The sequence below is a fragment of the Yoonia sp. genome (assembly GCF_030731595.1).
Taxonomy (GTDB): Bacteria; Pseudomonadota; Alphaproteobacteria; order Rhodobacterales; family Rhodobacteraceae; genus Yoonia.
In genome coordinates, this window is sequence record NZ_JANQTS010000082.1 from 149,970 (window position 1) to 171,490 (window position 21,521).

The window sequence follows — 21,521 nt, forward strand, 5'->3', positions numbered from 1 at the left end:
TTCCGAGCCTAAATATCCCGGGGGAATTGTCCGGAACGGACAAGGGGGCAGCGCCCCAAACCATCAGGGCGAAAAGCCCGCATAAACAGGGGAGGAGCCGATGTCGGTCCTGTTTGGCCTTTTATGGCCGCTTGAACGGTTCAATACCGTGATCCTTGCCATCGGCAAGCTGATCGCGGTGACGGCGCTGGCCGTCATGGTCGCCCTGATCCTCGGTCAGGTGTTTTTCCGCTATGTGCTGAACGACGCCCCCAATTGGACCGAGGAAGGAGCACGCTTTGGCATGCTCTGGATGGCGGGCCTGATGGCGCCTCTTGCATTCCGGATGGGCGGTTTCGTCTCCATCGACATGCTGGAACGCGCCCTGCCCCGCGTTGTGTCCGGACTTTTGACGCTTCTGTTGTTGATGATCGCCCTCTGGGTTCTTGTCGTCGCATGGGAGCGCGGGTTGAACAACCACGTCGATACGCTTTCGGGGCGCGGTTGTTCTTCGTCCCTGCGCTGGCCTTTCGGGATCGAGATCGGCAAATGCGGCAACAAGTTCCAGAACAACTATCAATATGCCTCGCTTTGGGTCGGGGTGAACTTGCTGATCTTGGTCAATGTCGAACTGATCTTGCGTCAGGTCATCAAACTGGTGGGCCAGGGTGACCGGCTCAAGCCGCTCGGCGCCGATGATTTCGCAGGAGCCGAATAATGCTGCTTTGGTTCCTTCCCCTCTTCCTTGTCCTGATCATGATCGGCCTGCCCGTTGTCTTTGCGCTGCTGGCTTCGCCTTTCGCCCTGATCATGCTCGAAGGTGATAACCGCAATGTTGTCGCGGGCCTTTACCGTAACCTTTACAATGGCATGGACAGCTTTCCGCTGATGGCTCTGCCTTTCTTCATGCTGGCAGGCGAGATCATGAACCGCGGCGGGATCACCCTGCGGCTGGTGGAATTCGCCCAAGCCTTCATGGGCCACCTGCGCGGCGGTCTGGCCCATGTGAATATCCTGTCCTCGATGCTCTTCGCGGGCCTTTCGGGGTCTGCTGTGGCTGATACCTCGGCCATCGGGTCCACCATGATCCCCGCGATGGAGAAAAACGGCTATACCCGCCGCTTTGCCGCAGCAATCACAGCCGCCTCGTCCGTCATCGGGCCGATCATTCCGCCTTCGGGCATCATGATCATCTACGCCTATGTCATGGGTGAAAGCGTGGCGTCCCTGTTCCTTGCCGGCATCGTGCCGGGGATTATGGTTGGCGTGGGCCTCATGATCATGGTCCGGCTGATGGCCGACCGCTATGACCTGCCCAAGGCCGAACGGATCGTCACCAAGAACCAGACGATTACACCGGTTGAATACTGGGTCAGCTTCGCGCTGGTGCGGCTCAATCTGGCGGGCCTGCTCATGGCGATCTACGCGGGTGCGGCCACGTCTGTGGGCCTCGCGTCAATCAATGAAGCCGGGGACAAGGTTCACAACCTGAACCTCTGGATCGTCTTTGCAGCCTTGCTGATCGCTGCGCATTTCATGCTGATGGGCTACCGCAAGCGGGTCAGCCAGGATTTTCGCATGGTCTGCAAAAAGGCCGTGGCACCTTTGCAAACGCCCATCATTATTCTGGGCGGTATTCTGGTCGGGGTCTTCACCCCCACAGAGGCCTCTGCCGTCGCCGTCGCCTATGCGCTGATCGTCAGCTTCTTTGTGTTGCGGTCGATGAAACTGCGCGATCTGGGGCAGGTTCTGACCAAATCGGCATTGGCCACGTCAGCCGTCCTGTTGCTGGTCGGTGCGGCGGTTGCGTTCAAGACTGTCGTATCCTTGTCATACGCACCGCAGATCCTGAGCGACTATATCCTGTCGCTGTCGGAAAATCCGCTTGTCCTGCTGTTCCTCATCAACCTTCTGCTCTTTATCGTGGGCATGTTCCTTGATGCAGGGCCCGCGATCATCATCCTTGGCCCGATTCTGGGGCCGATCTTTGTCGACCTTGGCGTGCACCCCGTGCATTTCGCGATCATCATGAGCGTCAACCTGACCGTGGGGCTGGCGACGCCACCCATGGGGCTTGTGCTATTCGTGGCCAGTACGGTCTCGGGCGAGCGGGTCGAAACCATTGCCAAAGCGATCCTGCCATTCCTCGCGGTCGAGGTGCTGGTGATCTTCCTGATCACCTATATCCCCGCCATTTCCATGACAGTGCCTTACCTTGCAGGTTTCTTGGGCTGCGGCCCAGAAGTCGGGTTCAGCGCTTGCATTAGCCCACCACCGGGCATCAACTAACAGCATCAAAAGGGAGAGAGACTAATGCTGAAACACCTCACGAAAGCCGCGGCCACGGCCGCACTGCTGGCGACACCATTCGCTGCATGGGCTGGAGGCCACACGGAATTCACGATCCGTGCGACCGCCAACTCAAACGAGAACGACGAAGACTATGACGGTCTGGTCGTCTTTAAAAACTATGTCGAAGCGGCCTCGAACGGGCGCATCGCGGTCGAGCTTTTCATCGGCACACAGCTTTGTGCGACCGGTGCGGAATGCCTTGAGGGCGTTTCCGAAGGTTCCATCGACGTCTATATTTCCACCTCGGGCGGTGCGGCTGGCATTTTCCCTTATGTGCAAGTGCTCGACCTGCCCTACCTGATGTCATCCGACCGCGTGGCCGAAGCTGTGCTGTCCGGCGATTTCGTCCGGATCATGCGTGACAAAGCGCTGGAAGACAGCGATGGCACGATCCGCCTGATGACCGTGGGCAACACCGGCGGCTGGCGCAACTTTGCCAACACCGAACGCCGCGTGACGACCCCCGCCGATATGGCAGGCCTGAAACTGCGCACCGTTGTGGCCGATCTGCCTGTGCAACTGGTCGAAGCCATGGGTGCCTCTGCGACACCGATCCCGTGGCCAGAGCTGTTCACATCGCTGCAAACCGGCGTTGTTGAAGGCACCGCAAACGGCATCACCGACATCATGGGCATGAAGTTCCCTGATGCGGGCCTGCAGTACCTGACACTTGACGGGCACTCCTACATGGGCGCGCTGTGGTGGATGAACAACAACAACTTCTTGGCGATGCCAGAAGACCTGCGCCGTGTTGTCGTCGACGGCTTCTCTGCACTTCAGCAGGCGACTTTCGCCTCACCAAAGCGCAAGTCGATCGAAGCCTATGAAGCCTTCGTTGCAGGGGGCGGCGATATCTACGTCCCATCACCAGAAGAGAAAGCCGCATTCGCCGCAGCAGCCGAACCAGTGAACGCATGGTTCCGCGAAAACGTCGAAGGCGGGTCTGAAATGCTGGACGCGCTGATTGCAGCGACAGCAGAAGTCGAGGCCCAACTGGCCGCTGACTATGCCAGCGACCTGAACTAGGACCGATCAGGCCAGAACGCGAAAGGGCCGTCCCGTCGGGGCGGCCCTTTTGTCATTGTCGGTCGACTTTATTGCGATTGCGGCCCGCCACCAAAACCCAATGCCCGCTTGAAGCGGCGCACGCGCGGGATCCAGAACAGCACAAGGCCCGTCAGCCCGAAAAGCATCATGGAGATCGCTGTAATATCGGCCAGCCAGGTCGCAAAGCGACTGTCCAGCCACCCCCGCGTATGAATGCGCTTGAAGACCGTGCTCCAGTAAATCTTGCTGTGGACCTTTGTGCCATCGGGGGCATAGGTGGTGCGCCTGAAATCCGACTTCACATAGTAATGCCCGGTCTGTTGGGCCACGATCACATCGCCAGAGGGGCGTTCGAACTGGTAGGCATCAAAGCCGTGATAGCTCTCCCACGTTGGTTCTGGCAGCGGCTCTTCGGGCCAATACTGCGCGGCGATGACAGCCGCTGCGTCGCTATCCAAAGGCCCCGCGCCGGGCCAATCCGCCAGGGTGCTCTCTTCGAAGTTTTCTGGCTCGATCCAGTTCAGCACAGTCCGCGCGTGGTTGAGATAGAAGCCGGTTGCGCCAATCGCAATAATCCACGGCAGCAACAGAAACCCCAGCCAGCCATGCAGGCTGCGCAGGGTCTTGAGGGTTTGGGCTTTTGTCATTTCGGGGCCTCCACAATCAAATTCTGTTGCCACAAGAACGTCATGGCTTGCAATACGTCCTCTTGCAGACGCGCGCGCGGAACGTCTGCAAACACCTCTTGCATCGCATCCGCCAGATCATCTGGGCGCATTGGATCCTGCAAGAGCATCCAGATCACGCCCGAAACCGCATTGAACCGATGGATCGACCGGCCCTGCGCATCCGCAAGATAGAGCGCTGCCTGGGTCTGCACCTCGACAAATCCGGGCACCCTGCCATAGCGCAGACCGGGATCAAATGCTGCGGTTTGATCGTCTAGCGCGTCCGGCAGAGGTGCCGGCCGGTCGGTCGAAGGATGGTCATCAGACGACAGTGTCGCCGCAGACAAGCGGGCCAAATGCGGGCTGTCGTGCAAAAGTGCTGCGGCGTCAGCCACATCGTCATAGACCAAACGGTAGACTGGAACAGAGGTGGCGATGGCCGCAATCACTGACAGGATTGCGCCTGCATGCACCTGACGGCCAAAGTTCTGGATCACGAGGGCCGCAATCGCATCATCGTCGGAAACAGGTTCAAGTAAGGCGGAGGCCGTGCGCCCCTCTTCCCGGTCAAGTAGAACAACTGCGCCGATAGGGGCTTTCGTGCCGGACAAAGGCAGGTCTATGCCGGTCAGATACCCATATCTTTTATTGGCAGGGTCTATGCCTGCGGCAATCCAGTTACTGAGTTCTATCGGCAGGTTCGGCGGCAGTGGCAGCCGCAAGCGCGGTGCGATGCCATTGGCGAGGCCATAGATAGTTCCGGCCTCGACCGCCACAGGCACGAAATCGTCCGAAAAGACCGCATGACCCAGTTTGGCCAGTGTCGCGGTCAAAAGGCTCTTTCCTGCCCTTCGCGCATTTGGGAAGATCACCAAGTGATCGCCAAACCCGATGGCCGCCGCATGGAGACACAGCAGATCAGGCCGACTGCGCAAGCGCTCCCATGACATCTCGACCACAAGATCGCAGATCGCGTCTACCGGATCGTGGTGGGCAACGGGGCTTGCTGCGAGCGGTGCCAACAGACGCCAACTTTGATCATCAATAGGGCCGATTGTTGCAAAGGGCGGTCTGGACTGCGGTTGTGCGGCAGAGATTTCTTTGAACGGCCAAGCCGCCATCACCGGATCAAGCAAGGGCCGCACGATCTGTGGATCAGAAACCTGCAAGGGCGCGTCCAGCCCGTCAAAGGCCAACAGATGTACAGGCACATCAACCACCGTGACGCGACCTCTGGTGGGAGGCCGCGTCACAGAGTTCACAGATTGAACGGATGAAAGTCATCGCAGTTCTTGGCGTAGACCATCCAGCGCTAGGTTGGATTGTCGCAGCTCGTGCCGTTCCAGACGCCGCCGGTTGCAGCGCAGGAATTAGGGCCACTTGGGCCAGATGACCGGCTAGGCGAACTTGCCTTGCTTGCGGCACTTTGAGGGCTTGGCGCGCTTTGAGGGCTTGGCGCGCTTTGACGGCTTGGTGCGCTTTGACGGCTTGGTGCGCTATTTGAAGAAGCAGCCGACGCCCCGCTGGAGGCATGCGCCATGGACATCGTCGTGAAGGCTGGCACTGCATAGGCAGCAGTTGCAAGTGCGCCGATACGGGCCAACAGCTTGCGGCGAGACAGATCGTTTGGCGTTTTGTCAGTCATGAACTTTCCTTTTCTTGTGTTCTTGGATCTTTGATCCTCATTGAGGCGTGTTGGTTTCAAACTAGGTCAGCATTCTACTTTGTGTGAGTGGTCGTGAGTGGGTGGCGATAGCTGATGATCCGACGATGGCCCAAGAATTTTGAACCGCGCAATACGGATTTAGTTTATCGGAGCCATATAAACTTTAGTTATACGCCTGTTTTCGCCACAAGAATCCTGATTTATTGGCTATTTTATGGGTCGTGCAGGTCTTTTCACATGATCTGCCGATCCAGCCGAACATGAAAGAAAATCGCCTTCCAGACTTTTCTTTTTACCGGAACGGATACATCCAGACCCGGTAATCATCCACCAGAACCTCGGCCCGCGCCCGTTCTTGGGCTGTCAACCGCGGCGTAATCAACTCCAGCGAATCAAGCGCGTCAGGGTCCCCGCCTATTGCCGACAAAGCATACCAAAGGTAGGCTCTGACCATATCTGGCGCAGGAATGCCGCGCCCGACTTCGTAGTACCAGCCCAAACCAGATTGCGCCCCCGGATGCCCTTTCATCGACGCACGCAGATACCAGTCAAAGGCCCGCTCGTCGTCGCGGTCGACCCCGAGGCCAAGGGCATACATGACGCCGATCAGTTCTTCGGCTTCGGCATTGCCGGATCGGGCAAAGACTTCGAACATCGCACGGGCCTCGGCGAATGCGCCCGCCTCCATCAGATCGCGCGCCTCTTCCATATCGGCCTGCGCGGGCGCGGCCAAAAGCAGCATCGCGGCACAGATGTATCTACAGGTTCTGGACGCTTTCTTGACGCGATACATGCGGCATTCCTCGGGCTGGTCTTCGGGGCCAATCTGGCCACCGCACAGGTTGTTTCGCCCGAGGATTACATCCCGGTCGACCCTGATCAAGCCCGCATCGGGCAATTGCTTTTCTATGATAAGATACTGTCAGGAAACCGGAATATCTCTTGCGGGACCTGTCATCATCACGATCATGCTGGCGGCGACGGGCTTTCGCTGGGGATCGGCGAAGGCGGCATGGGTGTGGGGCCGGACCGCACAGCAGGGATCGGCCCCGACCAGATCCGCAAACGCATCCCGCGCAACGCGCCAAGCCTATGGAATCTGGGCCATAATTCCGTGCGCGTGCTCTTTCACGACGGACGCCTGTCAGTGTCCGATCTTTACGGCAACGGCTTTGATTCCCCTGCCGAGGAATGGCTGCCCCAGGGCCTTGATACCCTTTTGGCGGCACAGGCGCTTTTCCCGATGGTCGCGCAGTTCGAGATGGCCGGAAACCCGCGCGAGAACGAGATCGCAGGGGCGACCCACGACCGGATTGATGTGGCATGGCCGATCATCGCCAAGCGCGTGCGGACGATCCCTGAGTATGGCGCGATGTTCGTGCAAGCCTTTGATCATATAGAAGAACCCGCCGATGTGACGATCGTGGAAATTGGCAACGCATTGGGGGCATTCATTGCCAGCGAATGGCAATCCTACGACAGCCCCTATGACAATTGGCTGGCAGGCACGCCCCTGCCCGATGATGCCGAACGGGGCCGCCAGCTCTTCTTTAGCATCGGCTGCGCATCCTGCCATTCCGGCCCCCTGTTCACCGATCAGGACTTTCACGCCATCGCCCTACCCGCTTTCGGACCGGGCCGAACCCGCCAATGGGACCCGATTCCGCGCGATGTGGGGCGCATGGGTGAAACGAATCTACTGGAAGATGCCTATAAGTTCCGGACCCCTTCGCTGCGCAATGTGGCGCTGACCGCCCCCTATGGGCACAACGGAGCCTATCCGACGCTCGCGGCAATGATCCGTCATAAAGCCGACCCCGACGCCGCGCGTTTGGCCTGGACACCCCAGATGGCTGGCTTGCCTGTTGTCCCTTGGCTCGCAGCGGTGGATTTTGCGATCCGCGCCGACAGGCCAGAAATGGCGCGGCAAGCCGCAGTGCAGGATTTGCCCGCGATGACAATCTCGGAAACTGACATTGCCGATCTTGTCGCCTTCCTGAACGCGCTGACCGGAGAGACGGCCCTGACCCGCCCGCTTGGGCGGCCCGATCACGTTCCCAGCGGTCTGCCCGTCGACTAGCGCCGGATCATCACGCCAAGGTCGGCCACATTGGTGCCCGTCGCCCCGGTAACCAGCAAATCGCCCGCCTGCGCCAAGGCCGCATAGCTGTCGTTATTGGCCAGCAGCCCCTCGACATCGCTGATCCGCCCCAACGTGCCCTGATCGACCAGCCCGCCCGCTGCGTCTGTTGGCCCGTCACGACCGTCGCTGCCGCCTTGCAAACAGACCCAATCGGTCCACCCGCGCTGGCCCGCCTCTTGCGCGATCCGCAACGCCAGTTCCTGATTGCGCCCGCCTCGCCCGGTGCCGCGCAATAGAACCGTGGTTTCACCGCCCCAGACCGTGATCCCGGGCCCTGCATGATCACAGATCAGCCGGGCCGCTTGGGCGACATCGCCCTCTATCGGCGTTGCGATCACATGGGCCGATGGGGCGGCCTGCGCCATAGCGGCAACGCTTTTGGCGTTTGATCCCACCAGAATATTCGTGGCATCCGGCACCGCTGGCGGTGACCCTGCCGCCTGCAAGTGCACGCGCACGCTGTCGGGTACCTGAAACCAAAGATCTGCTTGCTTGAGGAGCGCGATTGCATCCTGCGCCGTCCCCAATGGGCCAACGGTCGGCCCGCTGGCAATCGTGGCCAGATCGTCACCAATCACATCCGACAGGATCAGCGCGGTCACATGGTGCGGGGCCGCATGCCGCAACAGACCACCGCCCTTAAGGGCAGAAAGCTGCTGGCGGATCAGGTTCATCGCGGTGATATCCAGCCCCGCCCCCAAAAGCAGGGCATTGACCGCGGCCTTATCGTCAAGGGTCAGCGCCCCGGCCGGAGCAGGCAGCAAGGCCGACCCCCCGCCCGAGATCAAGGCAAGCACCGGCCCATGTGTCTGCGTGAGTGCGGCGATCACCGCCTGTGCAGCGGCAGCCCCTTTTGCATCGGGGACGGGATGCCCCGCAGCCATGACCTCTGCCCCTTCAAGGGCCTGCGCGTTTTCATAATTCGTCACGACCAGACAAGGCACGCCCGCAAACCGTGCCAGAGCGGCCTTGGCCATCAGGCGCGCAGCCTTGCCGACAGCGATGATCAGTGCAGGTGCAGGCACACGGTCCAACACCCCCGCCACCGCCACGAAAGGATCGGCGGCATCGACGCCGGCTTGAAAAATTCTGCGGGCTTCCGCCCTTTGCGCATCCATCCCTTAACTCCTTTGCCGCGACATGAGTGCCGCCATGCGTTGCACAACCTCAAGCTCCAGTTCGGCCGCAGGCGATGCACTGAGCGAGGGCATGGACAAGGCGATCAGCAGACGTGGCCTTTCCATCCCCAAGATGACGTGGGTCGCCGCATAGCGTGTGAACAGATAGGCAATATGGTCATCGGCAACAGGGCCAAGATCGGGGGGATCGGCGCGGCGCAACACAGGGGCTGCGGCAAAGATCTGATCCAGCACCGCGTCTTGCAGGCCGGACAGGCTTTCTGCGCTGACGACGACCGCTCCTTCGACCAAAGGATGCGCCTGCAGGTCGCGCAGGAAGGCCATCGCATCATCGGTCTTTGCCGTTGCCAGATGGCGCAAAAGGCCAAGGCTCTGTTCTTCCGCGCGCAACGCGCGGGCGTCTGTCAGGATCGTCACCACGAAAAGCATCGTCATGATGGATGCAATGACGAGCAAGACGCCATCGCGCTCAAGTGCGGCAAAAACCCCGATCATACTGCCCACAAAGACCGCAGCCCCGACCATGACAGCCAGATTCCCCAGCACTGCCCGGTGCCCTTGGTGCGCTCGGCCCAGTCCGATTGCCAGCCAGCACAGAATAAGGACGCCCAGCGCCGAAAACTGGATTGGCAACCCGATTGCCAGCAGCAGGAAGTCCCCTGCCGCCAATGGAATGAAAAGGACCAGCGACAGGCCCAGACGCACAACCATCGCGTTTTCACCGCGCGAAAGAGAGGTCTTGTCGCGCGTCAGGACCAGCCAACCCGAACAGACAAACCCGAGCAGTTGAAAGCCCAGCAGGCTGAAACTGCGCGCGGGATCAATGCTGTCTGAATACCACAAGGCCAACAGCCCGAACCCGACTGCCCCCCCGCCAATCACCGCCTTCATCATCGGCGGCGCATGCCGGCGCAACAGACCTTCGGTCAGCAGCAACACCGCCAAGGGGATCAGGGCCGCCGCCGCCAAGATCAGGATACGAAACGCCTCGATCCCTGTGACGATCATGAGGGCACGGCCCGCAAAAAGCACCATCGTGACCCGGATGCCAAACAGAAAGCGCCGGTTGATCGGGTCCGTCGCATCGCGGCGCACCAAGACGGATTGCAGGACGTATAGCCCCAGCAAAGCGGCACAGGACAAAAACAGTTGGGTCAGAATGGTTGCTGCGGCGATCATTCCGGTCCTGCCTTATAGGGGCGCAGGATCGACCAAGCGCGCCGACTGTCCGCCCAGTAGACGGCTGGCAAAACGACCCGGCGCAACGCAACCAAGGCCCCCGTCAGGACCAATCCGAAGACGGCGGATCTGGGCACTTCGCGCGCCAGATAGCTGCGCATTGCCGCCAGATCCATCAGCCCCAATTGCAGCAGATCATCACCGCGTGTGTAGTCAAGCGCCTGCTGGCAGAAGGCATTGTATCTGTCGTCCCGGTGCTTGGGTGCCTGGTCCCATGTTTTTTGCAGATCATCGGACCCACCGGTGTAAGCGGCAGTGATCACGAATGTGTCTTCGATGAAACCGGCCTCGGGCCCAACCCCGAAAACATGCCGCTGCGACGCCATGATGCCCCGCGCCAGCAACAGATGGGTCAAGGTCCGCCGCCCCTTGTCCGGGCCGGGCCAGACATCGGAAAACATCTGCGACACCATCCCCACAACGGCGGGCACTTGTGTGACATTGGATATCCAGACAGGCCGAAACTGGCGGCGAAAGAAGATCAGAAAACAGGTCAGCCCGTAAAGCACCCAAGACAGGTTCTTGGACCTCTCATCGGGGTCCACCATGACAAGGCCAAGATGCAAGACCTCGGTCGGCTGCGGTGCCGTTTCAAGTGTCATGATGGCAAGCGCATTGAAGGCGACAGGGGTGCCATCGCGCCGCGACACGAGGGTAATGATCACCTCGCCCATGCGGGATTTATCACCAGAAAAGACACCATAGGTCAGACTGCCTGCCTCCAGCGTCCGTGCCGCAATGCGGCGCAGGTTGTGGCTAAGATCGGCCAAGGCATCCGGTTCCATCCACAACCCCGGCCGCTCGATGATGCGCACGACATAGTCCGGACCCGACCGCAGGGTCACATCCATATATTTACGCCCGAAGGCTTTGAAAACTGTGCCAATCACGCAGCCAGACCTGTCCCTTTGTCGCCCACGTTAGGCAGGGCGGCACACAGGCACAAGGTCAGGGTTTACGGACCGCCTAAAGGTAGCGGTTCACGAGGTTTTCCAGCCGTTCCTGACGGCCAGAGCGTGGTTGCGGATCAAGCCCCTCGGCCAGGACTTTGGCGGTGATGCTGTCCAGATCGCTGGCCATCAGCGCCTTGCCATCGGCGGTATCCCAGCCGGCATAGCGGGCATTGCGCGCGGCCTCCAGCTTGCCGTCCTCCAGCATGGCGGCGGCGGCTTTCAGGCCTGCGGCGCAGGCATCCATGCCACCCACATGCGCAAGGATCAGATCTTCAGGATCCAGCGACTGGCGGCGCAGTTTCGCATCGAAGTTTGTGCCACCGGTGGTAAAGCCACCGGCGCGCAAGACCTCGTAATAGGCCAGCGTCATTTCAGGAATATTGTTCGGGAACTGGTCGGTATCCCAGCCGGATTGGTAGTCATTCCGGTTCATGTCGATGGACCCGAAAATCCCCAGTTCACGGGCTACCGCAAGTTCATGTTCGAACGAATGACCCGCAAGGATCGCGTGGCCCTGTTCGATATTCATCTTCACTTCGCCCTCAAGCCCGAAGTCTTTGAGGAAACCGTACACCGTCGCCACATCGTAATCATACTGGTGCTTGGTCGGTTCCTGCGGCTTGGGTTCGATCAGGATCGCGCCCTTGAAGCCCATCTTGTGTTTGTAATCGACAACCATCTGCAACATGCGGCCCGCCTGTTGACGCTCGCGGCCCATGTCGGTGTTGAGCAAGGTCTCATAGCCCTCACGCCCGCCCCAAAGGACATAGTTTTCGCCGCCCAGCTTCATGGTGGCATCCATACAGGTTTTGATGGTGGCTGCCGAATAGGCAAAAACGTCAGGGTCGGGATTGGTGGCGGCACCCGACATAAACCGGCGATGCGAGAACAGATTGGCCGTGCCCCAAAGCAGTTTTACACCGGTCGAATCCATCTTTTCGGCGAAGTAATCGACGATGGTTTCAAGGTTCTTGGTGCTTTCGGCAAAGCTCGCCCCTTCTGGACGCACATCTGCATCGTGAAAACAGAAGTAAGGCACGCCCAAAATCTGGAACATCTCGAACGCGACATCGGCTTTGAGCCGTGCGGCATCCATGCTGTCGCCAAACCAGGGCCGGTCAAAGGTCTGCCCGCCAAAGGGATCACCGCCGGGCCAAGCAAAGGAATGCCAATAGGCAGCAGCAAAGCGCAGGTGATCCTTCATCGGCTTGCCCATCACCACCTCGTCCGCGTTGTAATGGCGGAAGGCGAAATCATTGTCGCTGTCGGGCCCTTCATAGGTGACGGCAGGAATACCTTTGAAGAAGTCGGTCATGTCAGTCCTTTCAATGCACCATAGCTGGCGCGATAACGTGTGTGGGCCTCGGCGAAGGGCGCGGTCAGATGTGCAACGGGTGCGATTGTCCGCGCGATCTGCGGCGGGGTCGCAATCTCGACCCCGGCCCCGGTCGCAGCCATCATGCCAAGCCGGGCGGCCCCGAAAGCCCCGCCAAAATCACCCGCGACGGCCAAGTCGATGGGCATGTTCAATGATGTCGCAATGGCCTGCACCCAATAGTCGGATTTCGACCCACCACCGACGGCAATCAGCCGGTTGATCTGTGTGCCGGTGCTGGTCAGCGCATCAAAATTGTCGCGCAGGGCGTGGGTGACCCCTTCCAGCACGGCGCGGGTCATGGCTGTGCGGTCGGTACTGTGATCAAGATGCAGAAATGATCCACGGATATTGGCATCATTATGCGGGGTACGTTCGCCACCCAGATAAGGCAGGAAAAGCGTCCGGCTTGGCGCTTGCAACGGGCCAAGACCGGCCGTCAACGTGGTCGCGGGTGTACCTGCAATGCCTGCAAACCAGTTGAGCGCATCAGCGGCGGCAAGGATCACGCCCATCTGGTGCCATGTATCGGGCAAGGCATGGCAGAAAGTATGCACCGCCGTGGCCGCATCGGGTTGATAGGCATCAGAGGCCGCAAAAAGCACACCGGATGTCCCCAGCGAGACAAAGGCGTCGCCTGCTTTCACCACCCCTACACCCACGGCACTGGCCGCATTGTCACCGCCGCCACCGGCGACGACGACACCTTTGGGCAGGCCCCAGCGCTGCGCCAGTTCATCGCGGATTTGCCCTGAAACCTCGGAACCCTCTACCAAGCGCGGCATCTGGGCGCGTGTCATGCCCGACGCAGCAAGCAGATCATCCGACCAATCCCGCTTGCCCACGTCAAGCCAGCTTGTACCTGCGGCATCGGACATTTCGGCCACAGCCTCGCCGGTCAGCCACAGGCGCAGATAGTCTTTGGGCAACAGGACCTTGGCTACTTTGGCAAAGATCGCTGGTTCATGACGGGCGACCCAGACCAGTTTGGGCGCAGTAAAGCCCGGAAAGACAATATTGCCGGTCAGCGCGCGGAACCTAGGGTCGGCGTCCAGTTCGGCCGCTTCAACAGCGGCGCGGGTGTCATTCCACAAGATGCAGGGGCGCAGCACCTCGTCATTGGCATCAATCAGGGTTGCCCCATGCATTTGCCCCGAAAGGCCAATGCCCATTACCCCCGCCAATGATACCTGCGCGCCCAAAGAGCGAAAGACCGCATCGGCCGCATCCAACCATGTGGCGGGCGCCTGCTCGGACCATCCGGTTTCAGGCCGCACGGCTTCAAGCGGCGCTGTCGCCTCGGCCAGAATGGCCTGCGCATGGTCGATCAAGACCGCCTTGAGGCCTGATGTCCCCAGATCAAGGCCGATAAACATTAGGCTGCTTTTTTCGGGTTCTTGCCCAGAATGATCATCGACAGAATGTCGTCCTCGGTTACATCCTCAACCCGCTCGTTCCCGATCAACTGGCCGTTCTTCATGACGGCCACTCGGTCGCACAGGTCCATCATCTCGCGGGTGTCGTGGCTGATCAGGAAGATCCCAAGCCCTTGGGACTTCAGTTCCTTGATCAGATCCGCGACCATTTCGGTTTCATGCACACCCAAGGCAGCGGTCGGTTCGTCCATAATCAGGATGCGCGCGTTGAAATAGACCGCGCGCGCGATGGCAACAGACTGGCGCTGACCACCTGAAAGGGCGCTGACAGGTTCCTTGAACTTTTTGAAATTCGGGTTGAGCCGCGCCATGATCCGGCGCGTTTCGGCCTCCATGCGTGCATCATCCAGAAACCCGAAGGGCGTGGTCAGCTCGCGCCCCAGAAACAGATTGCTGGCTGCATCAAGGTTATCGGCCAAGGCCAAGGTCTGGTAGATGGTTTCGATATTGAGATCGCGACTGTCACGCGGGCTGGTGATCTGGGCTTTCTTGCCGTCCACCCAGAATTCGCCACTATCGGCCTGATAGGCCCCCGACAGGCATTTGATCAGCGTCGATTTACCCGCCCCGTTATGGCCCAAAAGGCCCACAACTTCGCCGGGGTAAAGATCAAGCGACACGCCGTCAACGGCACGGATGCCACCAAAGGCAATCGAAATATTCCGCATTTCGACAAGCGGGGTTCCTGAACGTAGATCAGTCATCAAAAGGACCCTTACTTTACTTTTTTGCGATAAAGATTGTCGAGATAGACAGCGAGCACGAGCACGGAGCCCACCACGATCTGCTGCACAGATGTATCAAAGCCGATCAGGACCATGCCCGACTGCAAACTTTGCATCACCAGCGCACCAAGGATCGCGCCATAGATCGTACCGATGCCACCCGCCAGTGACGTGCCGCCGATCACTGCTGCCGCGATCACGTAAAGCTCGTCCAGAAGGCCCAAGGCATTTGTCGCAGAGTTCAAGCGCGCCGAAGCGACCACAGCCGCCAAACCGGCCAAGCCCCCCATCAGCATGAAAATGCGCATCGTCATCCATTTGACGTTGATACCCGCCAGTTCTGCCGCTTCGGGGTTGCCGCCGATGGCAAAGACGTTGCGACCAAACCGTGTCCGCTTGACCAGAATGGTCATCAAGATACCGACCATGACGAGGATCAGCACAGGAATGGCAAAGCCATGGCTGATAAAGAGCCCCTCGGGCGGGACTTCGATGTTATTCGCCGCAGCATATTGGTTCACAATGCCGCGCGGCCAGGGATAGGAATTCACCAAAAGAACCGATCCGATGATCATTGCGCAGGTCAGGCCACCCACCGTCAACTCGCCCCACATAGGGCGCAGCGCAAAGCCATGCCTTTGGCGGCTGCGCCGGCTTGAGACCATGAGCCAGACGACAGCGGCACAGGCGATAATGCCGACAATCCAACTGCCTGTGGCACCGATTGTGCCATAGGGGCCGCCCCCCAGAAGCTGGAAGGTCGAATCCACTGGAGAGATCGTTTTGCCGTTATTGGCCAGAAACGCCGATCCGCGCCAGACCAGCAATCCACCCAGTGTCACGATGAAAGCGGGAATGCCGCGATAGGCGATCAGCCAGCCATGGAAGGCACCGATCGTCATACCCATCAGGATGCCGATCGTCGCTGTGATGATCCAGATCATCGGATGCCCGAGGCCAAGATACTGCGGCAAGATTTCGACCTGAATGATCCCCATCGTCATGCCGGTCACGCCGACCAGCGCGCCGACCGAAAGGTCGATGTGACGGGTCACGATGACCAGCACCATGCCGGTTGCCATAATACCAATAGACGATGTTTGAACCGACAGGTTCCAAAGGTTGCGCGGTGTCAACATTGCACCGAACCCGTTGAAAACCATGCCGTAAATGTGAAAACCGAACCAGATCAGGGCAAGCGCGCCGAACATCCCCAATAGGCGGGTGTCGATTTCGGTACCTTTGAGGAATTTACCGACCAGCCCCAATTGCTGCTGGCTGCCCTTGGTTTCAGTAGAGGCCCCAGTGCCCCCGGTCGTGTCAGTCATACCAATATTCCCGTTTTGCAAAAGCCCTGGTGGCCGCATGATCATCCTGCGCAGCCTCTGCCGAGGCCGTCATAATTTCAGATGATCCGCCTTGTGCAGGCAAAATAAAGACCGGTGCCGAGAGTGTTCTCGGCACCGGTCAGATCATGGATTATTCGCAGCCCACGACGCCTGCGATAGCACCTTCACAAGCCTGCTCTTTCGAGATGTGGCCTGCATCGATTGCAACGTTGAGGTTGTCGCGTGTCAGAGGTGTTGGGTCCAGCAAGATTGCGTTGACCGGAATACCCTTTTCACCGTCAGAGAAGATGCCAGCACCTTCGATGTCAGCCATGGCTGTGCCTGCGGCAAGATCAGAGGCGATCTGACCAGCGGCTGCACCCAATGCACGGGCATCTTTCCAGACAGACACAGTCTGCAAACCACGTGCAACGCGGTTGATCGCAGCCAAGTCACCGTCCTGACCACCGACGGGGATCACAAGACCTTGCGCGCTGAGTGCGGCAACAACACCGCCGGCCATGCCGTCGTTCTGGGACAGAACAGCATCAACATTGTTGTCGTTGGCTGTCAGGATCTGCTCCATGTTGCGCTGTGCGCTTTCTGGCTTCCATGCGTCAGAGAAGGCTTCGCCAACGATCGTGATCGCACCGGAGTTCACGCTGTCACCGATGACTTCCATCATACCTTGCAGCAGGAAACCTGCGTTCGGATCGCCCGGGTCGCCCTTGATGATCGCATAGTTGCCTTCAGGCTGAACAGCCAGAACGGACTGCGCGATGATCCGGCCAACACCGACGTTGTCGAATGTCAGGTAGAATGTACGGTCGTCCTCGATCAGACGGTCATAGCCGATGACAGGGATGCCTTCGTTTGCGGCCGCGTCGATAGCGGGGCCGATGGCGTCTTTGTCCCATGCGTTGATGATCAGAACGTCAACGCCTTGGCTCATCAGTGCTTCGATGTCTGTCAGCTGCTTGGCAGCAGAAGACTGCGCGTCAGCAGAGATATATGTGTTGCCGTTGGCTTCGATCGCCGCAACCATGGCTGCTTCGTCGATCTTCCAGCGCTCTTCCTGAAAGCTGGCCCAGGATACGCCAACGCGCATGCCCTCGGCCAATGCAGCCGAGTTGAAGCCAACGACGGCGATTGCCGCCATAATAATGGATTTATGCATGTTTTCCTCCCAATGATGTGCCCCCATGCATTGAGGGCGCGGGCCTTTTGACCCTACGACGTCCAAGATGCCGAATTAAATTCAGTTGTCAAAATAAAAATTGCCACAAAATGCCAAATTTTGCTTTGCGAATGCGCGAATCTTGGGCAGAGTTAGGAAATGGGGACGAATACGGGGGTCTTCAGGCTGCTATAATTCAGGCAATGAACTATGTATGACGTCATCACTGTAGAAAGCGACGAATCGGGAGGCAGTTCTGGCTGCGGCCCATTGTTGCCTGCGAGCGGTGCGGAAGCAAAGCCGTTGCGTCAACAGATCTTCGAATATGTCCGCGCTTCAGGACGTGCTGCGCGCACCGATCTGACCCGCGCGCTGGGAATCAGTGCGGGCTCTGCCACGACACTGACGGCAGACCTGATTTCGGCGGGCTTGCTGCGCGAAGTCGAGGGATTGCCCCGCGAAACCGGCCGTGGCCGCCCGCCCGTCGCCTTGGAGGTTGTCCCAGAAGGCCGCTATGTGATCGGGATCAAGATATCGGACGAGAACCATTCGGCTGTGCTGACCGATTTCGCCGGTCAAATGCTGGCTGATGCAACCCTTGCAACGGCACCAACACCCAAGACGCTCGACGGCTTGCTGGAAGAGATCGACGCCTTGATGGACATCGTCCTCAAGGCCGCCGAAAAAGCTCTCTCCGACATTTCCGCGGTTGGCATTGGCTTGTCGGGCATCGTCGACCACCAAAGCGCCACTGTCGCGTGGTCCCCCCTTCTCCGCGAACGTGAGGTCGATCTAGGCACAGCGTTTTTGGCGCGGTTCGGCGTCCCCCTGCATCTGGACAACGACGCCAATGTGCTGACCTTGGCCGAACTTTGGTTCGGCGTGGGACGGTCCATGTCCGACTTTGCCGTTGTGACCATCGAACATGGCGTCGGCATGGGGCTGGTTCTGGACAATCGCTTGTTCCGTGGATCGCGCGGCATGGGGTTGGAGTTGGGCCATACCAAGGTGCAACTGGACGGCGCACTGTGCCGCTGCGGGCAAAGGGGCTGCCTCGAAGCCTATCTGGCCGATTACGCGCTGGCGCGCGAAGCTGCGACCGCCCTGCACCGCAATCCGCGCAACCTGCAAAGCGCCCATGCGATGCTGGATGCGCTTTTCACCCAAGCCAAGTCCGGCAACGAGGCCGCACGCACAATCTTTCGCCGTGCCGGTCGTTATCTGGCTGTCGGACTGTCGAATGTCGTCCAACTTTTTGATCCGGCGTTGATTATCCTGTCAGGCGAAAGGATGCGTTATGACTATCTTTATGCCGATGAGGTGATTGCCGAGATGCAAAAACTGACCTTGAGTCACGGACGCAACCCTTGCCGGATCGAAACCCATGCATGGGGTGATCTGGTTTGGGCGCGCGGCGCAACGGCGCTGGCACTCGCGGCAGTCACGAATGCCGCCTTGGGAGAAGCGCGCGAATGATCCGTCTGCTGCCCGCGCTGCTGGTTGCCTCGACGGCCAGCGCCCAACCGGTGTTCGAGGATCGCTCGGCCGGATTGCCTCACCACATCTACGGCGGCGGGTGGGAGCATTTTGTTGGCGGTGGCGTGGCGGTCTTCGACTGCAATGGCGATACGCTGCCCGATATGTTTGCAGCAGGCGGCGAAAACCCTGCCGCGCTCTTTGTGAACGCGGGCGATTTTACCTTTCAGGATGCCACCATCCCTGACCTGACGGGCGTGACAGGCGCCTACCCTCTCGACATCAATGCCGATGGGCATATGGACCTTTTCGTGCTGCGCATCGGGCAAAATCAGGTGCTTTTGGGGCAAGGCAATTGCAGCTTTACGACTGGATTTGCACTGCCCGAAGATGACGGATGGTCCACCGCCTTTTCCGCGTGGTGGGAAGATGACGGGCCTCCGGTGATGGCCGTGGGCAATTACGTTGACCGCGCCAATCCTGCCGGCCCGTTTCAGGCCTGCGACAGCAACGAATTGCTGCGCCCCTCGGGGGACACATATCAAAGCACCGCCCTGACCCCCGGCTTTTGCCCGCTCTCCATGCTGGCCGCCCGCGATGCGCGGGGCCGCCAAACGCTGCGGATATCCAACGACCGCCAGTATTACGTCCGTGGCGGATACGAGCAGATGTGGGACATCGCCGATCAGCGCTTTCTGGGGCCCGAGGACGGGTGGGAAAATGTGTCACTCTGGGGGATGGGCATTGCGAGCCGTGATCTGACCGGCGACGGGCGCGACGAGGTGATGCTGACCTCTATGGGGGATCAATTGCTGCAGATTGCCCAGGCAGACGGGACCTATGCCCCCGCACCTTTTGGCATCGGCACCTATGCACATATGCCCCATACTGGCGAGGACGGGCGTCCTTCGACCGGATGGCATGCAGAGTTTGCCGATGTGGACAATGACGGGCGGGCCGATCTTTTCATCGCCAAAGGCAATGTCGATCAGATGCCCGGCCTTGCAATGCAGGACCCCAACAACCTGCTGATGCAGAATGTCGATGGCACCTTTACCGAAGCGGCCGCCACCGCTGGCATCGCCACAACAGAGCGGTCGCGCGGGGCCGCTTTGGCGGATTTTGACGGTGACGGGCGGCTTGATCTGGTGGTCATGAACCGGCGCGCGCCGATGGAGCTTTATCGCAACGTCACGCCCGAGACTGGAAACTGGCTGGAAATCAAGCTTGAACAGCCCGGCGGAAACCGCCTTGCTGTCGGGGCAGTGGTGACTGTCCAAGCGGCTGATATCACCCAGTCCCAGCAGTTGCTTGTGGGTGGTGGACATGTGGGAGGCAAGGCTCTGCCTTTGCACTTTGGGCTGGGGGCCGCGGAAAACGTCCAGATTGCCGTTGACTGGCCCGATGGAACAAGCACGCGCCACGAGGCCCCGGTCAATACCGCGATCACGATTAGCCGCTAGCGCGGGCGGTCCACGGGTAAACCGCTAGGCACTGTTTCGGGGACACCAAGCCGCCCCTCGACGCTCGCTGGGTCAGTCAGTGCGTCCAAGAAAGCGATCAGTGCTGTCACATCGGCTTCGCTTACCTGACGCGGAGCATAGTCGACGGCTGCTGCAATGGCTTCGAAATCCACGCGCCCGCGTGCGTCATCGACCGGAAGGTCCGGCAGGGTTGCCGCTGCAAGATCATAGGCGCGCAGGCTTTTGACGGGATCAAGATGCGCTTCGACAAAGGCGCGCAAATCGCTGTGGCTTCCGGCATGCCCGTAGGGTCCGGTCAGGGCCACATTGCGCAAAGATGGGGTGCGGAAAGCATAAAGGTCTTCTGCGGCTCCGGTGACGCGATACCTGCCTTCGTCGCGCACATGGTTTTCAAAGCGGGCCGCTTTGCCGGGCCCAATTTGCGGCGCGCCCATCGCGTGGAAATCATGATCTGTCAGGAACGGGCCGCTGTGGCAGCTGGCGCAGCCTGCTTCGCCATAAAACAGCGCCATGCCGGTTGCTGCGGGTTCGGGCAACGTAGCCTCACCCCGCAACACCCGATCGAAGGGCGCATCATCGGACCGCCACTCGAAGGCCATGAAGGCCGCAATCGCGTTCGAGATATCGGCAAATCCGATCTGTGCGGGTTCTTCGATGTGATCGTAGACCGCAATAAAATCCTGCGCATAAGCCGGAATAGCCGCAACACGCCGCGCAATGATGTCCCATGCCCCGCCTTCGCCGGTAATCACCCCCAGCCGGACAGCTTGGGCCACATCGTTCTCACTATAGTGTCCGGCCATCTCGTCAGAGCTAAGGACCGGGAACATCGTTTGCGCCGACAAAAGCGAGGCAAAGCCGGTGACCATATCGCCATCCAGTGGCGTGCGCAGACCACCGGGGCGGTCGGGATCAACCTCGATCCGGCCATCATGGAACAGGACGGTGAATTCATGTGCGCCGAGGTTGAACAAGGCCGGAGCATTTCGCGGGATGCGTTGCTCGGGCATGTTGGCGGGGTCTGCGACGCGCTGCGTGCCCAGCCCTATTCCCCCGTCACCCAAACCCAGCGACAGACCATCGCTGGTGCCGAAAGCGGGATGATGGCAGGTGCCGCAAGACACAGAGCGATTGCCTGACAGGATGGGATCGTAGAACAACAGTTGCCCCAAACGCGCCTCTGCCTCATCGACCGGAGCATAGTCAGCGTCTGTCAAAGGCGGCGGAAGACCATCGGCCACGGCCCCGCCTGCAATCACCGCCAAAATTGCTGCTGCAAAAATGCGCATCCATCCCCCCTGCATACCTTGCAAAAGGTTAGCATGGATGCCCGT

Annotated in this window: 18 protein-coding genes; 6 read left to right on the plus strand and 12 right to left on the minus strand. The window is 59.7% G+C overall.

Annotation, left to right across the window (positions count from 1 at the left end; translation table 11 throughout):
* The first annotated feature begins 100 nt into the window (after window positions 1–100).
* From NWQ23_RS09610 to dctP, 3 genes are read left to right on the plus strand one after another with little or no spacing between them, the layout of a single operon-like run.
* Window positions 101–697 carry a TRAP transporter small permease gene (locus NWQ23_RS09610; RefSeq protein ID WP_306166077.1) on the plus strand — a complete coding sequence of 199 codons (597 nt, stop codon included), beginning with the start codon at window positions 101–103 and terminating at the stop codon, window positions 695–697.
* Window positions 697–2,268, plus strand: coding sequence for a TRAP transporter large permease (locus NWQ23_RS09615; RefSeq protein ID WP_306166078.1), 1,572 nt, complete (start codon window positions 697–699; stop codon window positions 2,266–2,268). The genes NWQ23_RS09610 and NWQ23_RS09615 overlap by 1 nt, the downstream gene beginning before the upstream one ends.
* A 24-nt stretch (window positions 2,269–2,292) precedes the next feature.
* A complete protein-coding gene (gene dctP, locus NWQ23_RS09620) occupies window positions 2,293–3,357 on the plus strand; it encodes a TRAP transporter substrate-binding protein DctP (protein WP_306166079.1) in 1,065 nt (354 codons plus the stop codon).
* Window positions 3,358–3,425: 68 nt separating this feature from the next.
* Here dctP and NWQ23_RS09625 read toward each other — a convergent pair whose 3' ends face one another.
* The 3 genes from NWQ23_RS09625 to NWQ23_RS09635 form a co-directional block, all read right to left on the minus strand.
* A complete protein-coding gene (locus NWQ23_RS09625; RefSeq protein ID WP_306166080.1) occupies window positions 3,426–4,025 on the minus strand; it encodes a PepSY domain-containing protein in 600 nt (199 codons plus the stop codon).
* Window positions 4,022–5,257, minus strand: a complete 1,236-nt coding sequence (locus NWQ23_RS09630) for a PqqD family peptide modification chaperone (RefSeq protein ID WP_306166081.1) — start codon at window positions 5,255–5,257, stop codon at window positions 4,022–4,024. Before NWQ23_RS09630 ends, NWQ23_RS09625 begins: the two co-directional genes overlap by 4 nt.
* Window positions 5,258–6,004: 747 nt before the next feature.
* On the minus strand, window positions 6,005–6,454 hold the full coding sequence (locus NWQ23_RS09635) for a tetratricopeptide repeat protein (protein WP_306166082.1): 450 nt from the start codon (window positions 6,452–6,454) through the stop codon (window positions 6,005–6,007).
* A gap of 84 nt (window positions 6,455–6,538) precedes the next feature.
* Here NWQ23_RS09635 and NWQ23_RS09640 point away from each other — a divergent pair, with 84 nt between their 5' ends.
* Window positions 6,539–7,792, plus strand: coding sequence for a cytochrome-c peroxidase (locus tag NWQ23_RS09640; protein WP_306166102.1), 1,254 nt, complete (start codon window positions 6,539–6,541; stop codon window positions 7,790–7,792).
* Here the strand turns inward: NWQ23_RS09640 and NWQ23_RS09645 are convergent.
* From NWQ23_RS09645 to NWQ23_RS09680, 8 genes are all read right to left on the minus strand, one after another.
* Entirely contained in the window at window positions 7,789–8,973 is a 1,185-nt protein-coding gene (locus NWQ23_RS09645) for a glycerate kinase (protein WP_306166083.1), read from the minus strand. The two genes, NWQ23_RS09640 and NWQ23_RS09645, sit on opposite strands and share 4 nt — an antisense overlap.
* 3 nt (window positions 8,974–8,976) lie before the next feature.
* Complete coding sequence (locus NWQ23_RS09650; protein ID WP_306166084.1) at window positions 8,977–10,173, minus strand: hypothetical protein; 1,197 nt, start codon at window positions 10,171–10,173, stop codon at window positions 8,977–8,979.
* On the minus strand, window positions 10,170–11,084 hold the full coding sequence (locus tag NWQ23_RS09655) for a hypothetical protein (protein WP_306166085.1): 915 nt from the start codon (window positions 11,082–11,084) through the stop codon (window positions 10,170–10,172). The genes NWQ23_RS09650 and NWQ23_RS09655 overlap by 4 nt, the downstream gene beginning before the upstream one ends.
* Window positions 11,085–11,199: 115 nt before the next feature.
* Window positions 11,200–12,501: a xylose isomerase gene (gene xylA, locus NWQ23_RS09660; RefSeq protein WP_306166086.1), complete on the minus strand. Its 1,302-nt coding sequence runs from the start codon at window positions 12,499–12,501 to the stop codon at window positions 11,200–11,202.
* Window positions 12,498–13,937 (minus strand): xylulokinase, encoded by a 1,440-nt coding sequence (xylB, locus tag NWQ23_RS09665; RefSeq protein WP_306166087.1) that lies wholly within the window; start codon window positions 13,935–13,937, stop codon window positions 12,498–12,500. Before xylB ends, xylA begins: the two co-directional genes overlap by 4 nt.
* The gene (locus NWQ23_RS09670; protein ID WP_306166088.1) at window positions 13,937–14,701 is read right to left on the minus strand and encodes an ATP-binding cassette domain-containing protein; all 765 of its coding nucleotides are present in this window, start codon (window positions 14,699–14,701) and stop codon (window positions 13,937–13,939) included. The genes xylB and NWQ23_RS09670 overlap by 1 nt, the downstream gene beginning before the upstream one ends.
* 11 nt (window positions 14,702–14,712) lie before the next feature.
* Complete coding sequence (locus NWQ23_RS09675; protein WP_306166089.1) at window positions 14,713–16,050, minus strand: sugar ABC transporter permease; 1,338 nt, start codon at window positions 16,048–16,050, stop codon at window positions 14,713–14,715.
* Window positions 16,051–16,201: 151 nt separating this feature from the next.
* A complete protein-coding gene (locus NWQ23_RS09680; RefSeq protein ID WP_306166090.1) occupies window positions 16,202–17,227 on the minus strand; it encodes a substrate-binding domain-containing protein in 1,026 nt (341 codons plus the stop codon).
* 210 nt (window positions 17,228–17,437) lie between these two features.
* Here NWQ23_RS09680 and NWQ23_RS09685 point away from each other — a divergent pair, with 210 nt between their 5' ends.
* Window positions 17,438–18,703: an ROK family protein gene (locus tag NWQ23_RS09685; RefSeq protein ID WP_306166091.1), complete on the plus strand. Its 1,266-nt coding sequence runs from the start codon at window positions 17,438–17,440 to the stop codon at window positions 18,701–18,703.
* Window positions 18,700–20,166, plus strand: coding sequence for a CRTAC1 family protein (locus tag NWQ23_RS09690; RefSeq protein ID WP_306166092.1), 1,467 nt, complete (start codon window positions 18,700–18,702; stop codon window positions 20,164–20,166). The genes NWQ23_RS09685 and NWQ23_RS09690 overlap by 4 nt, the downstream gene beginning before the upstream one ends.
* Here the strand turns inward: NWQ23_RS09690 and NWQ23_RS09695 are convergent.
* Window positions 20,163–21,476 (minus strand): cytochrome-c peroxidase, encoded by a 1,314-nt coding sequence (locus NWQ23_RS09695; RefSeq protein WP_306166093.1) that lies wholly within the window; start codon window positions 21,474–21,476, stop codon window positions 20,163–20,165. The genes NWQ23_RS09690 and NWQ23_RS09695 overlap by 4 nt on opposite strands.
* Window positions 21,477–21,521 lie beyond the last annotated feature (45 nt).

What these genes read in the sequence shown, in the direction of transcription:
- xylB (WP_306166087.1), bottom strand. Translation starts at nt 13,937, where the DNA reads ATGTTTATCGGCCTTGATCTGGGGACATCAGGCCTCAAGGCGGTCTTG.
- NWQ23_RS09635 (WP_306166082.1), bottom strand. Translation starts at nt 6,454, where the DNA reads ATGCTGCTTTTGGCCGCGCCCGCGCAGGCCGATATGGAAGAGGCGCGC.
- NWQ23_RS09675 (WP_306166089.1), bottom strand. Translation starts at nt 16,050, where the DNA reads ATGACTGACACGACCGGGGGCACTGGGGCCTCTACTGAAACCAAGGGC.
- NWQ23_RS09655 (WP_306166085.1), bottom strand. Translation starts at nt 11,084, where the DNA reads ATGGATGTGACCCTGCGGTCGGGTCCGGACTATGTCGTGCGCATCATC.
- NWQ23_RS09680 (WP_306166090.1), bottom strand. Translation starts at nt 17,227, where the DNA reads ATGCATAAATCCATTATTATGGCGGCAATCGCCGTCGTTGGCTTCAAC.
- NWQ23_RS09645 (WP_306166083.1), bottom strand. Translation starts at nt 8,973, where the DNA reads ATGGATGCGCAAAGGGCGGAAGCCCGCAGAATTTTTCAAGCCGGCGTC.
- NWQ23_RS09670 (WP_306166088.1), bottom strand. Translation starts at nt 14,701, where the DNA reads ATGACTGATCTACGTTCAGGAACCCCGCTTGTCGAAATGCGGAATATT.
- NWQ23_RS09690 (WP_306166092.1), top strand. Translation starts at nt 18,700, where the DNA reads ATGATCCGTCTGCTGCCCGCGCTGCTGGTTGCCTCGACGGCCAGCGCC.
- NWQ23_RS09650 (WP_306166084.1), bottom strand. Translation starts at nt 10,173, where the DNA reads ATGATCGCCGCAGCAACCATTCTGACCCAACTGTTTTTGTCCTGTGCC.
- NWQ23_RS09615 (WP_306166078.1), top strand. Translation starts at nt 697, where the DNA reads ATGCTGCTTTGGTTCCTTCCCCTCTTCCTTGTCCTGATCATGATCGGC.
- xylA (WP_306166086.1), bottom strand. Translation starts at nt 12,501, where the DNA reads ATGACCGACTTCTTCAAAGGTATTCCTGCCGTCACCTATGAAGGGCCC.
- NWQ23_RS09625 (WP_306166080.1), bottom strand. Translation starts at nt 4,025, where the DNA reads ATGACAAAAGCCCAAACCCTCAAGACCCTGCGCAGCCTGCATGGCTGG.
- NWQ23_RS09685 (WP_306166091.1), top strand. Translation starts at nt 17,438, where the DNA reads ATGTATGACGTCATCACTGTAGAAAGCGACGAATCGGGAGGCAGTTCT.
- NWQ23_RS09610 (WP_306166077.1), top strand. Translation starts at nt 101, where the DNA reads ATGTCGGTCCTGTTTGGCCTTTTATGGCCGCTTGAACGGTTCAATACC.
- NWQ23_RS09695 (WP_306166093.1), bottom strand. Translation starts at nt 21,476, where the DNA reads ATGCGCATTTTTGCAGCAGCAATTTTGGCGGTGATTGCAGGCGGGGCC.
- dctP (WP_306166079.1), top strand. Translation starts at nt 2,293, where the DNA reads ATGCTGAAACACCTCACGAAAGCCGCGGCCACGGCCGCACTGCTGGCG.